This window comes from Peribacillus sp. NPDC097264 (assembly GCF_050277925.1).
Classification (GTDB): Bacteria; Bacillota; Bacilli; order Bacillales; family DSM-1321; genus Peribacillus.
Genome location: NZ_JBNNSR010000006.1, coordinates 178,059 through 192,891 on the forward strand (window position 1 = coordinate 178,059; position 14,833 = coordinate 192,891).

The window sequence follows — 14,833 nt, forward strand, 5'->3', positions numbered from 1 at the left end:
TCTTGTTGAATGTCTGAAATTTTGTATACTGCGTAACAATTTATTCCTATTCACATACCATGAAACGAAAAACAACCCCCACATGACGATACATGCGAGGGTAGGTTCCGTGCTTATTATTATAGGTTATTTAAAAACTCATTCACTTGATCAGGAGTTTTAGCGTTCGCACTGTGCAGGTGGGCGATTTTTTCACCATTCTTGAATACCAATAATGAAGGGATTCCCATTACAGTCTGTTCTTCCGCGATTTCCGGGAATTCGTCTTTATCGATGGTGAACCAATTCTTGTCTTGATGTTCTGCTGTGATGTCACCGATGAACATATCCAGACGTTTGCAGTCCGGGCACCATGTTGTCGTGAAAATCCCGACCGTTAATTCATCTTGTTTGATTTGTTCACGATATTCTTGTTCTGTACTAATCGTTTTCATAATATTCTCCTCCGAGCTTTTCTAAAAATAGCCTATGTCGCATATGTGACTCAGTGATAAATATATAGGTATTTCCTTCATTATTCAAATTCTAACTACAACTCACCAGTCAGATTCGTTATTGTTCCCAACATTACAGAATTCCACTACTTATTCAATCGATGTCGTTTCTAAATAACGCCACCCACCGGTATAAGAAATATCCAATGCTTGCTCGATTGCATCTGGCTCACAAATAAAACCAAGAACTTCAAGACCGTTTGCTAGCTGGACTTTTCCCATTCCAAGCGGTGCAGGAATCCGTTGCATAAAGGCACCGAGCTGTGCAATTGGCATATCCCATACCTCGACTTCTATGGCGACACCATCTGCACTCCGAACTAACCCAGGTTTAGCTGGCTGTGTAGCTAGTTGATATAATCGATAGGTAGAGGCTGTTGTTGTTTGATAGGCAAAGGTAGCTTGGCATTCTAGCATTTGGTGCTCTAATGCAAAGCCACGCATATGAAGTCCGCATACGGCAACGGGAATTGTGTTGCCACGCTCAATAGTAGTGGCCAGTCCTTTTAATAAATGCTCTTCATCGAAGCGGCTAAAAAGTGTAATGCCAAAAGGAACGTTTGTGGTTGCATGATCTGCCGGAACAGCAATCGCTGCCAAATCAAGCAAATTACAATGATTCGTATACAAGCCCAATTGTTGATTTGTTGAAATCGGGTCTTCTTTTGCCTGTTGAATCGTCCACGTACCACCTGTTGTTGGCAAAACAAGCACCGCGTTCTCTAAATCTAACATCGCACGTTTCTTTAATGCTTGTAGACGATGCATTGCCTGAAATAGCTCGGTGGCACGATACGTTTGATTTTCGCTTTCACGTAGTAATTGGCGCGTAACATCGAAGATTTCATCAGGATGGTCCTCTACAAAATCCCCAATCGCAGACCAGCGCTCCGCAATCCATGGACCGTCGTATAAAATGGCTGCCGCTTCTTGTAAGTACGTCACATCTATATAACGGATCGGCACGTTCCCATTTTCCAGACGTTGCACCGTGCGATTCCAGGCCGCTTCATATTCCCGCGCATATGGGCCAAAAAACGTTAAATCATTTTTCGGCAAACACACTACAGCTGGATTTGCAGCGGGGGCCAATGGTACGGCACGGCTCCAGATATCAGCCGCATCCTCCCCGCGTACAACGGCATCCACCGAATAGACATCTTGCAGTTCAGTCGCAAACACCGTCACACAATCCAAACTTTCGCATGCCGGTACAACACCTTTCACGGGCCAAGAGCCTAGACTTGGTTTCAACCCATACAACTCATTTAATGCGGCTGGTACGCGACCCGACCCCGCGGTATCCGTACCAAGACCAAAGCTTGCAAATCCTAGTGCCACCGCGACGGCCGATCCCGAGCTGGAGCCCCCGCTGATCAATTCTTCATTCAAGGCATTTTTCACGACACCGTATGGACTACGCGTGCCGATCAGCCCCGTTGCAAACTGGTCTAAATTGGTTTTGCCAATTGGAATTGCACCAGCATCAATCAAGCGTTGGACAACAGTCGCACTTTCAGTAGGTGTATAGGCATAGGTTGGGCAAGCCGCTGTCGTGTCGGCATCAACCCAATCGATATTATCCTTAATGACAAACGGAATTCCATATAACGGAAAGTCCTGCATGTTGACTCGTTCCAATTTTTCAACATAAGGCGTCAGTCGTTCCCACGTCGGGGGAACAATAAATACCGTACTCGCCGTATAGTCTTCCACACGCTGTAAAATATCGGTGACTACTTGCCGTGGCGTCAAGCTACCATCTGCATAAGCTTGTTGTAAATTATTGATAGATAATAATGGATTCATCATCTTTTACCTCCACTTCTATGGGTTCTAGGGCTACCATTAATTGATTGGCTTGTACTTCGTCTCCCGGAGAAACATAAATTTGTTTCACTATGCCATCAAATGGGGCAACCTGCGGAAACTCCATTTTCATACTTTCTTCAACTAGCAATACATCCCCTTTTCTTACATACATGCCTGCTTCAACAAGTACTTTCCATATGCTCCCCGGTAATGTACAGCGGATGGCCTCGCTATTTTCGGGCACATCGCTATCGACATTCACCGCTTCATGATGCTCTGCTACATATTCGTCTAATCCAAGGTCGCGCCAACGCTCACGCTCTGTATCAAACGCTTGCTGTTGCGTTTGTTTAAAGCTTTGCGTTTCGACTTTAACCTCTTCCAAAAATCTGATATAGTCACGGAGTTTGAATGTTGTCTCTTCAATCTTGACCTCAAATTGACCACGTAAAAATTGTTGGCGTTTTATTCCTAATTCTTCTTCTGCTACTGGATAGAAGCGAATTTGATCGAAGAAGCGTAATAACCATGGTTTTCCTTCTGCAAAACTTTTTGTTGCTCTAAGGCGATTCCACATCTGGACCGTACGGCCAACGAATTGATAGCCCCCAGGTCCCTCCATGCCATATACGCACATATATGCGCCTCCGATCCCAACCGCATTTTCAGGCGTCCACGTCCTCGCAGGATTGTACTTTGTCGTTACGAGACGGTGCCGCGGATCGAGTGGTGTGGCAACGGGTGCCCCAAGATATACATCGCCAAGCCCCATCACTAAATAATTGGCATCAAACACGATACGACGAACATCTTCCATCGCTCCAAGACCGTTCATACGGCGGATGAATTCAATATTACTCGGACACCAAGGTGCATCGGGGCGGACATTTTTTTGGTAACGTTCGATGGCTAATTGTGTCGAAGGATCGTCCCATGACAATGGTAAATGGACGATTCGCGAAGGTACCTCCACCTCTTCCAATACAGGCAATGCTTGATTTAGCTCGTCTATAATACGGCATACTTCCATTAGCGTCATTTTCGTTGAATCAATATGCACTTGCAGGGAGCGGATACCTGGTGTGAGGTCAATCACCGGAATATCGCTGCGCTCCTTAATCGCCTCCATTAACAGATGTGCTTGGAAACGCAATAGCAAATCCAGAACCATATCGCCATATTCAACAAGCAAATTTTCATCCCCATCTGCACGGATAACCATCGGGAAGCGGCCTTTCTCGCTTTTAAATAAAATCGCCGTTTCTGGATCAGCTTGTTCCATATACGTTACATCGTTCATCTCTTCAAACGAGGTGACCGTTAATTCCTCTAAAAATTGCTCTTGATTTTTACGTAGAGCATTGGCTTCGTCTACTGATAATAATTTAAAGCGCACCGTATCACCGGCGTGCAACTGACCGATCTTCCAAAACTCTGCAGAAGCCGTGGTCACTGGACAAACAAAACCGCCGAGGCTCGGTCCATCCGGCCCTAGTAAGATCGGCATATCACCCGTTAAATCCAGGGTACCAATCGCATAGGCATTGTCGTGAATGTTCGATGGATGCAAGCCTGCCTCACCTCCATCTTTACGTGTCCACTTTGGTGTGGGGCCAATGAGCCGCACCCCTGTCCTGGAGCTATTAAAATGCACTTCAAAGTTGGTTGCCACCAGCTCTTCTAAGTAGGCCGCTTCTAAATATTCCTTCGTGCAATGAGGACCAGCAATAACGCCAATTTCCCACTCATGTGTATAGTGTTGTTGAGCTTCGGCTGGTAAGGCGCGCGGTACCACGAATTCTGCCGCATTGACGCGTAACACATCGCCTGTATGTAGTGGTCGGCCATTGTGTCCTCCAAAGCCACCAAGCGTAAACGTCGAGGCACTGCCTAGATACTTCGGCATATCAAGCCCCCCTGCCACGAGCAAGTAACTGCGCATACCTTCTTCTGCCTCTTTTAGTGACAGTACTTGTTGCGCAGCTACTTGAATCGTTTCGTAACGTGCAACTGGCACCCCATCGAGCGTCGCTTGCATATCGGCCCCTGTTAAACAAATAGTCATCGGTGCACGGAAGCGATAACTACCGCCACGCAGTGTCAACTCTAAGCCTGGTGCGTCGAAGGCATTGCCAAGTAACTGATTGCCGATGCGGAATGCATAGCTATCCATCGGACCACATGGCGGCACTCCGACGTTCCAATGTCCTGTTCGCCCCGGAAAATCTTGTACCGTCGTTTGAATGCCACCATCTAACACTTCAATACTTGCTTCCTCTGGTAAAAAAGATTCCAATAGCTTCGTATAAACGGCCCCTGACCGCACCGATTCTTCCATTAATACTTGCTCTAAATATTGCAGGTTTGTCGTCACACCATATACACGCATTTCAGATAATGCTTGCTGTAACTTTGTAATGGCATCCTTACGCGTATCGGCATGGACAATCACTTTGGCAACCATTGGATCATAATACGTTGAGATGGAACCGCCTTTTTGGATGCCAGTTTCGATGCGGACACCCGCTGGCCATACGATATCATCTATCGTCCCGACACTTGGCTGAAACTGGTTGAAACAATCTTCCGCATAAATGCGAACTTGCATGCTATGACCTTGTGGCGATGATACGAGTGTGGAAAGATTCGCCAACTCCCCGGCTGCCTCTTTAATCATCCATTCCACTAAATCTACACCTGTGACTTCTTCCGTGACACCATGTTCAACTTGCAAACGCGTGTTCACTTCCAAGAAATAAAACTGATCACTCGCAGGATCGTATAAATATTCCACCGTACCAGCACTACGATAGCCTACTAGTTTCGCTAAACGTGTGGAGGCTTCCAGCATCTTTTCACGCACTTCTTCATTCAATAGAGGTGCGGGTGTCTCCTCCACCACTTTTTGGTTGCGGCGCTGCAATGAGCAATCCCGTTCTCCCAATGCCACAATTTCCGTCTCTGTACCAAAGACTTGGACTTCCACATGGCGTGCACTTGCAATATACTTTTCAACAAATACACCACCATTATTGAAGTTCTTCTCGGCTAAATGCGTCACTGCTTCAAACGCCTCACGCAATGCTTGCTCATCCTCACACACTTTCATGCCAATGCCACCGCCACCAGCCGTACTTTTTAAGATCACTGGATAGCCAATCCTTGTAGAGGATGCTAGTGCTTCTTCTAAATCCTCAATCAAATGGGTACCGGGCAGTAACGGTACTTGCGCTTCTTTTGCAAGTTGACGTGCTGAGTGCTTTAAGCCAAATTGTTCGATTTGTTCAGGTTTAGGTCCTACAAAAGCAATGCCACTTGCCATACAATCACGTGCAAATGCGGCATTTTCACTTAAAAAGCCATAGCCTGGATGAATCGCTTCAGCACCAACGGCACGTGCCTTTTCTAAAATTAAATCCGCATTTAAATAGCTTTCTTTTGCAGGCCCATCGCCGATGAAAATGGCTTCGTCTGCCTCAGCTACATACGTATTGTCCTGATCGGCCGTTGTATAAACGACGACAGATTGTACATTCATTTTCTTTAATGTTCTAACGATTCGTGCAGCAATTGCACCTCGGTTAGCAATCAATACTTTTTTGAACATCTTATTCACCCTTCCCAAATTAGTAGTTGAATTGGTGTTGGATTATACGCATTACATGGATTGTTGAGCTGTGGACAGTTGCTAATGAGCACCACTGTACGTGTGATGGCACGCATCTCCACATATTTACCTGGAGCGGAAACTCCATCATCAAATTTCAGGCCGCCCTCAAGTGTGACAGGCACATTCATGAAGAAGTTTACATTAGGGGATAAATCACGTTTTTGCATGTGTTGATATTGATCGCTTTTCGCTAACTGCAACATATATGTGTCACGGCAATTGTGCATGGGTAACGTTTCGTGGGCATAACGTACTGTATTGCTTTGGGCTGAACATGAGCCGCCTAGTGTATCGTGACGCCCACACGTATCGGCGACAATTTCAACTAGTTCTGTACCCATCTCGGACAGTAAAACGGAGCCTGTTGATAGATAGATATTTTTTTGTTTCTGAATCGTTTTAACCGCGCTATAGTGATCTGTCGGTACCTCTGCATTGAAAAATAATGTATCTGCTGCTTGATTGCCTTCTAGGTCCACGATGCGTAATACTTGGCCCGGTTCTAATGTATGTAACCAGCCATCGCCCGCTAACAACCTTTTCGAATAAATGGCCTTCGCCTCTTGTCGTTCACTTTCAACATTATTAAATACAGCCATTAGAGAACGCCTCCTTGTGTAAGTTGTACATATTCCCACGTATTCTCATATGCGCGCTTATTTTCATCGCGGTGAAGGACGCATGGATCATCTCCGGTTGCCGGCATCGTATCCTTTACTTCCACGGTTACTTCCGCTTGTGGATAAGTGGTCGCTTCCGATAATGGATGGGGCGTATTCGACAGAGCCATGAAAACATCCATCTCCGTCCGTAATGTCACTGTATCTCCAGCTTTTACATGATCGGGTGCTAGATGCATATAGCCTGCATCATCACAGGATACTTTTGAAAATAAGTTGACAACAGGTCCTAAATCTTGGCGGCTTAAGCCATTACGGAACAATTCGATAAGCAAGTTATCTTCTCCATTACGATAGCGTTCATTGCGTGATTCTTGATACGTCGTTTCGCCGAATTGTGCGTCAATTTGCGCTTTTGTCGAATAACCGCCGATGGTGTCATGCCAGCCGACAGAATCTTCGGTAATGCTCGCTAGAACACGGCCTTGGTCACTCATCAATACATTATGCTTCGTAAAATAGGCAGTATATTGAGCCTTTAGTGAATCCGGCATATTGTAGCGTTCTGCCAAATCATGTGCGTTAAAAAGCAGCAATGATACATTCGCTTGTTCCGCTGACACGGTAAAGGTGATTTCTTTGCCACGTTTGATGAATGCAGACCATTTGCCCCCTGCTGGAATGATTTTTGATACGATCACACTTGTCTGTTGCATATAATCGCCTCCTATAGATTGAATATTCTGATTTTTAAACCAACTTTTTATCTAAGTTCCTTAAACTCGGTGTCGTGATTCTATTTTTCAAAAATAAGTAGACAAATCCAAAGGCAACCCATGCTCCCCCAATCCATAAAGTATGAGGATCGAGTAGCGTCCATAACCATCCGATGAACAACACCCCAACACTTGGGAAAACCAGATAGAAGAAGGTGGCTTTGACCCCTCGATTCTGCTCCTTGATATAGTAGTGGGAAATAACGCTTAAATTGACAAAGATAAAACCGGTCAAAGCGCCAAAGCTGACGAACAATACTGCCGTATCAAGGTTGATGAAAATGGCTGATAGGGAGATTGTCGATACAAACAAGATATTTAGAATGGGTGTACGTAGTTTTGGATGTAGGGAAGTAAAGACCTTTTTCGGTAAAATGGATGCCTCCCCTAATGCATAGAGAAAACGTGTCACACTCGTCATGGAAGACAGGCCTTGTGTGAATGTCGCAATAATCAGCACCATGATGAAGAGGGTACTAAACAAATTGCCGCCGACCATTTGAATCAAGCTATACGCCGCATTGTCTGGATCTGCAAAGCTGAATGCCGGGAATGCAATAGCTGTTAAAAACGAGATCATCGCGTACAAAGTGATTGCGATGAAAATAATATAAAAGATGGCTCGTGGAATCGTCTTTTTCGAATCAATTGTTTCTTCTGCCATTGTTGTAACTGCATCAAAACCTAGGAAGCAGAAACAAATCAGTGACGCACCGGAAAAAACTGATACAACTGAACCCTCACCAACCAGCAATGGATCTAAGGTGAATAAAGCACTGGCACCTTGATTAAGGACAATGTCTTTAGCTGTCAATAAACAGAAGATGAGGATAAACCCGATCTGGACCAACACGGAAAAGCCACTAATGCGTGCCGCTGATCCAATTCCGATAATATTCACAACCGCCAGCACAATGTTCATCAAGATAATCCAAACGAATATTGGAATGCTTGGAAACTCAGCGTGCATAAAAATCCCAAATGTTAAAATGGCGATAATCGGAGAAAATAGGTAATCGATCAATAACGCCCACCCTACCAAAAAACCAGCCTTTGGGTGAATTGCTTTACTGGTATAGGTGTACGCAGAACCTCCGGTCGGGTACACTTTAACCATTCGACTGTAACTATAAGCAGTAAACACAATAGCAAGAAATGCGACGATATAAGCGGGGGTCATTAAACCATCGGCTGTTTCGAATACCACACCATATACCGTAAAATAAATCATCGGTGTCATCCATGCTAACCCCATAACAACAATTTGTGATGTCTTCAAACTCCTCTTGAATTGTACGTTGCTGATAAGCATCTACCCCTTTCATCAATGGCTATAAAAAAAGATAAAAGCCCGGGTGAACTATACTAAGTTCTCCCGGGCTTTTATCCCTCCGTGTATATAGCAGTATGATTTGCTATACTCTTTCTCTCGGTCCAGACTTCAATATAGATTGAACGGAACCCTAGAAAGATATTTTATGATGTTTTGCTCTGTTATAATAACCCAATTATAGTCAGAATGTTATGAAAAGTCAACACGTGATGTTACATTTTCTAACATCAATTGAATTTTTCTATATCTGGAGTGGATTATCAAGAGAAAAACCGAATCCAGCCAAGATGAACCAAAGAAATCGTTTCTCTCGTGAATATGGGGGTGGTCCCATTTCATTTCTTTTAGGAAGACTCCCATTCTTTTAATCCTTTCCAAAAAGAAAAGGACCCCATTTGGTCCTTTAAGATGTTTCCTTATTCAACTGACTCACCTGTTGGGTTAATAACAAATTAAGAGTTGAAATATGTTTAATACATGATCCGATTTTTCTAGTTAGTTTGTTCGTTGATCATTCTATGATTAATATATAAATAGATTGCAATGCCACCAAATGTGATAATGGTTGACAGAATTGATCTTGTATACATTTAGTACAGGAATGCTGCCCCGATAGTAAAAAAGCTCCTCTTTTTTCTTCCACAATCGCATCCGATTGTGGAAGATTGTTTTTTCAACTAAAGCTACTGTAACTGAAGTATAGAAACAAAAAAATACAGGTTTTTATACAGATAACACACTCTGCATAATCTTGAAAAATGCTATCGTAGCATTTATTATTTTGTATGGGATTGTATAGCTTAATTTAATCCGTATCCCGGTTTCTTTATGATTAGAGCTAAATAAAAATTTTAATTTTCACTTTTTATTTTATTCAATACCAGGTATAGAAATAGTAGCTTCTTCCCCATTAATTGTGCCACTAAATACATAAATAGGTTGATAAAATCCTTTAGAATCCAGTTCATACGCTTGCTTTACTTGTTGAATTTGCATTTCCTTAATATTTTTATCATACGTCTTAAACTTCCCATCTAATAATTCGTTATAGGCTTGTTGTTCACTTTTTAACTTAATTTCTCTTACCTTTTCATACGTGATTATGTTATTTACAACACTTTTTATCGTTTTATCTTGATAATAAGTCAATTTCAGTATCCCATCAATTAACTGGCCGCCTGTTTCGAATTGATTGACCCTCCATTCATACTGCCCTACATCCATTCTTTCAAATTGTGCCGTTGCAGGAATGGTAATTCCCATTTTTTGAAGTGATAATGATAATGTTTGTTCATCTGTATCTGCAATTTCAACATCAAACATCGAAAAATCAGTCAATTCATACGATCCATCTAAAAAGTGAAGCCATATAAAATACGCTGGTTCCCCGTGATAGCGATAATTCGCTTCATTTTGATAATCAATAATTTCTATTGAAGATGTATCAACCTTTAGATTCCTAAATATTTCATATGCATTTTGCTGCGCTTCGTCCTTCGTTAAACTTGGTGCCTTGTAAACAGTTGCTACAGGGTGTTCGTCATTGAATGTTAGCGTCGTTGATATCCTCGCATCTTCCATATTCACCTTAACAGCAGGGACGATGGCTAAATTTCCAAACTCTTTTTGCTCATAATATGTAAACATTACTAGTGATAATACAATGACAAGTAGCAATGGCATTAATGATAACACACGTAATGCCCATCGTTTCACTATGAAAGCCTTCACTAAACCAAAGCCAATCAATGCACCTAATATATTATTAAATAAATCATCTAATTCAAAAATGCCAACACCTGTTATGTATTGTGCGGCTTCAATAAATCCAGTAAACAACACCGCAGCAAGTAACGTCCAACCTATTGCAAAAAAGCGTTTAGATAATAGTGGCAGGCAAAATCCAAGTGGCACAAACATCGCAATATTAAAATAAATATATTGCCAATCACGTACACTAAAATCATACCAAGCTTCCCGATACGAGCTAAAAAGTGCTAAATTGACACTCCCTTCATAATTTGCTCCACGATTCATTAGCGTTAGCGCACATACTGATACGATATATAAAATAAACAGCAAAGAAACAACTATTTGTTTACCTTTCAGTCGCTTATCGCCAGCAAACTTTTTTAAATAAACAAATCGATACACTATAAAAAAAACTAAACAAATAATAATTGTCGCACTTAGTGCAAACATTAAATTGCGTTGTAACATAAGAATAATTTCTTCTAATCTCAAATCTGCTCCCCTATTCCGATTTAAAAAATCACTTATAATTTTATTTAACAGAATTATACAATAAAAAGCACACCCAAAGCGTTGTTTGGAAACTTTTCTTAAAAGAATGTTACTCAACAATATGGCCCGATTGTTGAACAAGGATATTTTTTCATTTGTCACTTTAGGAGATAATTTGCATTTATTTTAAGCGCTATTTTGCACATGCAACTTTAAAACCCAGCTACCTTCATAAAAGCACCCGAACGTTCCTCAATTAAATTACGTTAAAAATAGAACCTTATTTATAAGCTATAATAAAAGATAGAAAATGGTTATTTTTTTCTTATTTAAGCAATTGATCCATATTGTTGTAAATAGTGGAAGTTTAGCACAATGTATATTAGCTTTTAAAAAGTATTAGAAAACAGTATTAGGGGTGTTGCAATGGCTAATTTGAAAACCAAAATACCAGACTTTGTTGCCTGTCTGTTCTTGGGTATAATACTTGGTATGGCGTCCAAATATTTAGATAACATCTCGGTTACTGATGGGAATTTGTGGATGGATTTTCTGAGTTATTTGGGAGATCTGTTTACAAGGTTAGGTATCTGGGTATTAGTCGCAACATTGATAGCTGCATATAGTAAAATATTAATTAGAGCTGCGGTTAATACGTTCTTATTCTTTGCAGGGATGCTAGTAAGTTATTATATATATTCGGCATACTTATTTGGTTTTTTTCCAACTAGATATTTTATACTTTGGGGCTGTATAGCATTAGTTTCTCCTTTTTTGGCGGCCATTGTATGGTGGGCTAGAAATAGCGTACGTTTATCCCTTATCCTACCGGCATTGCCTATGGGATTAATGTTAAGTCTCTCTGTGGGAATAGGTTTATTTTATATGTATTTGATTCATGTTGAAGAATTGATTATGTATGTTGTTTTATGTGTAGTCTTTTACAAGGAACCAAAGCAAATTGCAATAATAGTTGTTTTTTCAATGGTGGTAGCGTTTATTACTAAACAAATAAGTCCATTTGCTTTTTGAACTTCCGCAAAAGGGCGCTTTTCCGGAGTAACGAAAAAAGTTCAATTTCTCAATTTTAATGCTGAGAAATTGGGCTTTTTATATTTGCGTATAGTGCAAAATAATGCTTAAAATAGGTGCAAAATAACTCCCAAAGTGAAATTTTCATTTGAATTTAAATGTATGATTTGTGTAAGCCTCGTACATTCAAAAAAGCTGCCAATTGGCAGCCCTTATTGTTTCTGTAAGTTATCATAACCCCTGATCTAGGAAGCTGGCCTTGTGCCAGCTTTTTGTGTATTGCCTAAATATTTATTTAGGAACGTTTTGATAATTTAAATATGCATGAAGGTTACTTTAATCGCGCATGAACAACCATAGAAATACTATTTGCATCAAATATTGCTTTTTTCCATGAGCCATATATATGAATTAGCTCAAACCCATGTTGTTCCAAAAGACGTTTCAACTCTAATGGATATGTATATCGTAGTTTAATACCATCTTTATATTCCTTTTTTGAAGATATATATGTTGAAGTACACGCTGAAATTTGAGTTAAAGGATTATATTTTTCCTGACTGATTACTTTTGTTATTTCTCCCTTTAATTCAATCGATTCTTCAGAAATATCAACGTTTAAAAGTTCTTGTAAAATCGGATTTCTTGTATCAAAAATAAATTCGCCATTTAAGTTTAAATGCTTTTTCACTGAGATAAAAAGGGCATCTTGACTCTCATTTGTTAAAAAATGTTGGAAAGAGTTACCTGTCATATATATAAAGTTTGATTTGATAGGTAAGTTTAATTGTGTACAATCTTGAACACTTAAATGAATGTTATGACCTTCAGCATCAGCTTTTTTTTGTGCATATTCCAACATTCCTGCATCAATATCAACACCATATACTAAGTGTCCTTGTTTTGCTAAAGGTATTGCTAAGCGACCTGTTCCACAAGCAAGTTCAATAATTGTTTGATGACTTTCTACTAAATGAGCTTTGATGAATTCTAAATCTGCTGCATAACTCTTATAGGTTTCGTCGTATTCTCTTGGATTTGCATATTTGGATAAATTATCGCTAAATTCATTGTTAGACATAGAGTTTGACCTCCTGCTATTTTATGATTTTTCAGAATACTCATTGTAACACTATTGCAAAATCTTAAAAAGCGTATTTTTGAGGTTTGAATGACTGATTTGTGTAAGCCTCGTACATTCAAAAAGGCCATTCATTTAGTTTTATCGGCGTTACTTCTTTATTTTCCCAATCCCTTCTAATGATTGCATAGCAAACCGAGTCTGAAATACTCCCATCGTTATTCTCCCAAGCATCCCGTAGATATCCTTCTTTAACAAATCCGCATTTGTTACATGTTTTTCTCATAGCTAGGTTGTCACTACGTGTATAGGCTTCTATCCTAATCTTCCGATCTGGCAAACCAAAAAGATAGTCTACTAACCAATGAACAGCTAGCGTTCCAATCCCTTTTCCTCTAACACTTTTGTCTAAACGAATGTCGAAGGATGGGATGGTGTCGTGTATATCATGCAGCATAATCAATCCGATTTTTTCATTGTCTTTTTCTATCCAAATCGTTTCCTTATCCTTTTGATACCACCCCTTCTGGTACGCTTCGACAATTGGTTCGCCAGAAGGGTGTGGGTCTGGGTGATAGGGCCACGTATTATTTGTCAGTAGGGAAATTAAATCATGGTACTCATTCTCAAATTTGATCATGTTAATTTTGCTCATTATTCCATCCCCTTCTTCTCTTTCTCTTTGCCTTCGATAGGCTACTGTTATCGTAAGTAAAACTATTAGAAAATTCAATAAATTATGTTAGAATGCTAATGGGACATGTACAGGAGGTAGAGGAAAAATGACGATTAAAAAAGTTTCGATTATTGGACTGGGCGCATTAGGCGTTTTGTTTGGACATCATTTATCCAAGAAGATGAAACCAGAGGATTTACGGATCATAGCGGATTCCGATCGCATGATGCGATATGAAAACGATAAGCTTTATAGCAATGGAGAACCGTGCAATTTTCACTATGTTACGCCTGAAGAAGACTGCGGTCCGGCCGATTTGTTGATCATCTCCGTTAAATATAATGGGTTGGAAAATGCCATCGAATCGGTAAAGAACCATGTCGGGGAAAATACCATCATTCTTTCCCTACTGAATGGCATTACAAGCGAAACCATTATTGGTGAAACGTACGGAATGGATAAAGTATTGTATTGTGTGGCACAAGGCATGGATGCAGTAAAGGTCGGCAATGAACTAACCTACGAACATATGGGCATGCTCTGCTTTGGTTCAAGGGAGCCTGGTGTCATTTCACCACAAGCAAAAAAGGTGGCAGAATTCTTCCAAGAGATGGATGTGCCTTTTGAGTTGGATACCGATATGTATAGAAGACAATGGGGAAAATTCATGCTGAATGTAGGGGTCAACCAAACGGTTGCTATCCATACAAGCAATTACGGCGAAATTCAACGAGAAGGGAAAGCGAGGGACATGATGATTGCCGCCATGAGAGAGGTCCTTGCTTTATCGGAAAAAGAAGGAGTGCCTTTAACCGAAAAAGATCTGGAGTATTGGCTGAAAGTATTAGGGACACTAAGTCCAAATGGCAAACCTTCCATGGCTCAAGATGTAGAGGCGCAACGAATCAGTGAAGTCGAATTATTTGCAGGAACAGTAATTGAACTGGGGGAAAAATATCAAATCCCAACCCCTATCAATCAAGAACTATATGACAAGATCAAAAAGATGGAAAGGCACTATTCCATTCAGTGATGGTGGACTCCGACGGAAGTCGTCTGATTTTTTTAGTTTTAGAAAAAAGGATGAACGAAACA

11 protein-coding genes and 1 riboswitch are annotated in these 14,833 nt (G+C 40.8%); of the genes, 2 read left to right on the top strand and 9 right to left on the bottom strand.

What is annotated here, in order from left to right:
* Positions 1–119 precede the first annotated feature (119 nt).
* From ACQKL0_RS11325 to ACQKL0_RS11355, 7 genes are all read right to left on the bottom strand, one after another.
* Positions 120–434 (bottom strand): thioredoxin family protein, encoded by a 315-nt coding sequence (locus ACQKL0_RS11325; protein ID WP_402874112.1) that lies wholly within the window; start codon positions 432–434, stop codon positions 120–122.
* Between the two features lie 150 nt (positions 435–584).
* Positions 585–2,306 carry an allophanate hydrolase gene (locus ACQKL0_RS11330; RefSeq protein WP_427687656.1) on the bottom strand — a complete coding sequence of 574 codons (1,722 nt, stop codon included), beginning with the start codon at positions 2,304–2,306 and terminating at the stop codon, positions 585–587.
* On the bottom strand, positions 2,278–5,913 hold the full coding sequence (gene uca, locus ACQKL0_RS11335) for an urea carboxylase (RefSeq protein WP_427687658.1): 3,636 nt from the start codon (positions 5,911–5,913) through the stop codon (positions 2,278–2,280). The genes ACQKL0_RS11330 and uca overlap by 29 nt, the downstream gene beginning before the upstream one ends.
* Before the next feature lie 5 nt (positions 5,914–5,918).
* Entirely contained in the window at positions 5,919–6,575 is a 657-nt protein-coding gene (locus ACQKL0_RS11340; RefSeq protein ID WP_427687660.1) for an urea amidolyase associated protein UAAP2, read from the bottom strand.
* On the bottom strand, positions 6,575–7,312 hold the full coding sequence (locus tag ACQKL0_RS11345) for an urea amidolyase associated protein UAAP1 (RefSeq protein WP_427687662.1): 738 nt from the start codon (positions 7,310–7,312) through the stop codon (positions 6,575–6,577). Before ACQKL0_RS11345 ends, ACQKL0_RS11340 begins: the two co-directional genes overlap by 1 nt.
* Before the next feature lie 34 nt (positions 7,313–7,346).
* On the bottom strand, positions 7,347–8,651 hold the full coding sequence (locus ACQKL0_RS11350; RefSeq protein ID WP_427687664.1) for an APC family permease: 1,305 nt from the start codon (positions 8,649–8,651) through the stop codon (positions 7,347–7,349).
* 91 nt (positions 8,652–8,742) lie between these two features.
* A riboswitch (guanidine-I (ykkC/yxkD leader) is annotated at positions 8,743–8,850 on the bottom strand.
* Positions 8,851–9,575: 725 nt separating this feature from the next.
* Entirely contained in the window at positions 9,576–10,949 is a 1,374-nt protein-coding gene (locus ACQKL0_RS11355) for a VanZ family protein (protein WP_427687666.1), read from the bottom strand.
* A 426-nt stretch (positions 10,950–11,375) separates the two neighbouring features.
* Here ACQKL0_RS11355 and ACQKL0_RS11360 point away from each other — a divergent pair, with 426 nt between their 5' ends.
* Positions 11,376–11,981 carry a DUF6518 family protein gene (locus ACQKL0_RS11360; RefSeq protein ID WP_427687668.1) on the top strand — a complete coding sequence of 202 codons (606 nt, stop codon included), beginning with the start codon at positions 11,376–11,378 and terminating at the stop codon, positions 11,979–11,981.
* Between the two features lie 331 nt (positions 11,982–12,312).
* Here ACQKL0_RS11360 and ACQKL0_RS11365 read toward each other — a convergent pair whose 3' ends face one another.
* Together ACQKL0_RS11365 and ACQKL0_RS11370 are read right to left on the bottom strand one after the other, a co-directional pair.
* Positions 12,313–13,062 (bottom strand): class I SAM-dependent methyltransferase, encoded by a 750-nt coding sequence (locus ACQKL0_RS11365; protein ID WP_427687670.1) that lies wholly within the window; start codon positions 13,060–13,062, stop codon positions 12,313–12,315.
* A gap of 118 nt (positions 13,063–13,180) precedes the next feature.
* Positions 13,181–13,717 (bottom strand): GNAT family N-acetyltransferase, encoded by a 537-nt coding sequence (locus tag ACQKL0_RS11370; protein ID WP_427687672.1) that lies wholly within the window; start codon positions 13,715–13,717, stop codon positions 13,181–13,183.
* A 127-nt stretch (positions 13,718–13,844) separates the two neighbouring features.
* Between ACQKL0_RS11370 and ACQKL0_RS11375 the strand changes: the two genes are divergently transcribed.
* Positions 13,845–14,771 carry a ketopantoate reductase family protein gene (locus ACQKL0_RS11375; protein ID WP_427687674.1) on the top strand — a complete coding sequence of 309 codons (927 nt, stop codon included), beginning with the start codon at positions 13,845–13,847 and terminating at the stop codon, positions 14,769–14,771.
* Positions 14,772–14,833 lie beyond the last annotated feature (62 nt).

What these genes read in the sequence shown, in the direction of transcription:
- ACQKL0_RS11325 (WP_402874112.1), bottom strand. Translation starts at nt 434, where the DNA reads ATGAAAACGATTAGTACAGAACAAGAATATCGTGAACAAATCAAACAA.
- ACQKL0_RS11330 (WP_427687656.1), bottom strand. Translation starts at nt 2,306, where the DNA reads ATGATGAATCCATTATTATCTATCAATAATTTACAACAAGCTTATGCA.
- uca (WP_427687658.1), bottom strand. Translation starts at nt 5,913, where the DNA reads ATGTTCAAAAAAGTATTGATTGCTAACCGAGGTGCAATTGCTGCACGA.
- ACQKL0_RS11340 (WP_427687660.1), bottom strand. Translation starts at nt 6,575, where the DNA reads ATGGCTGTATTTAATAATGTTGAAAGTGAACGACAAGAGGCGAAGGCC.
- ACQKL0_RS11345 (WP_427687662.1), bottom strand. Translation starts at nt 7,312, where the DNA reads ATGCAACAGACAAGTGTGATCGTATCAAAAATCATTCCAGCAGGGGGC.
- ACQKL0_RS11360 (WP_427687668.1), top strand. Translation starts at nt 11,376, where the DNA reads ATGGCTAATTTGAAAACCAAAATACCAGACTTTGTTGCCTGTCTGTTC.
- ACQKL0_RS11365 (WP_427687670.1), bottom strand. Translation starts at nt 13,062, where the DNA reads ATGTCTAACAATGAATTTAGCGATAATTTATCCAAATATGCAAATCCA.
- ACQKL0_RS11370 (WP_427687672.1), bottom strand. Translation starts at nt 13,717, where the DNA reads ATGAGCAAAATTAACATGATCAAATTTGAGAATGAGTACCATGATTTA.
- ACQKL0_RS11375 (WP_427687674.1), top strand. Translation starts at nt 13,845, where the DNA reads ATGACGATTAAAAAAGTTTCGATTATTGGACTGGGCGCATTAGGCGTT.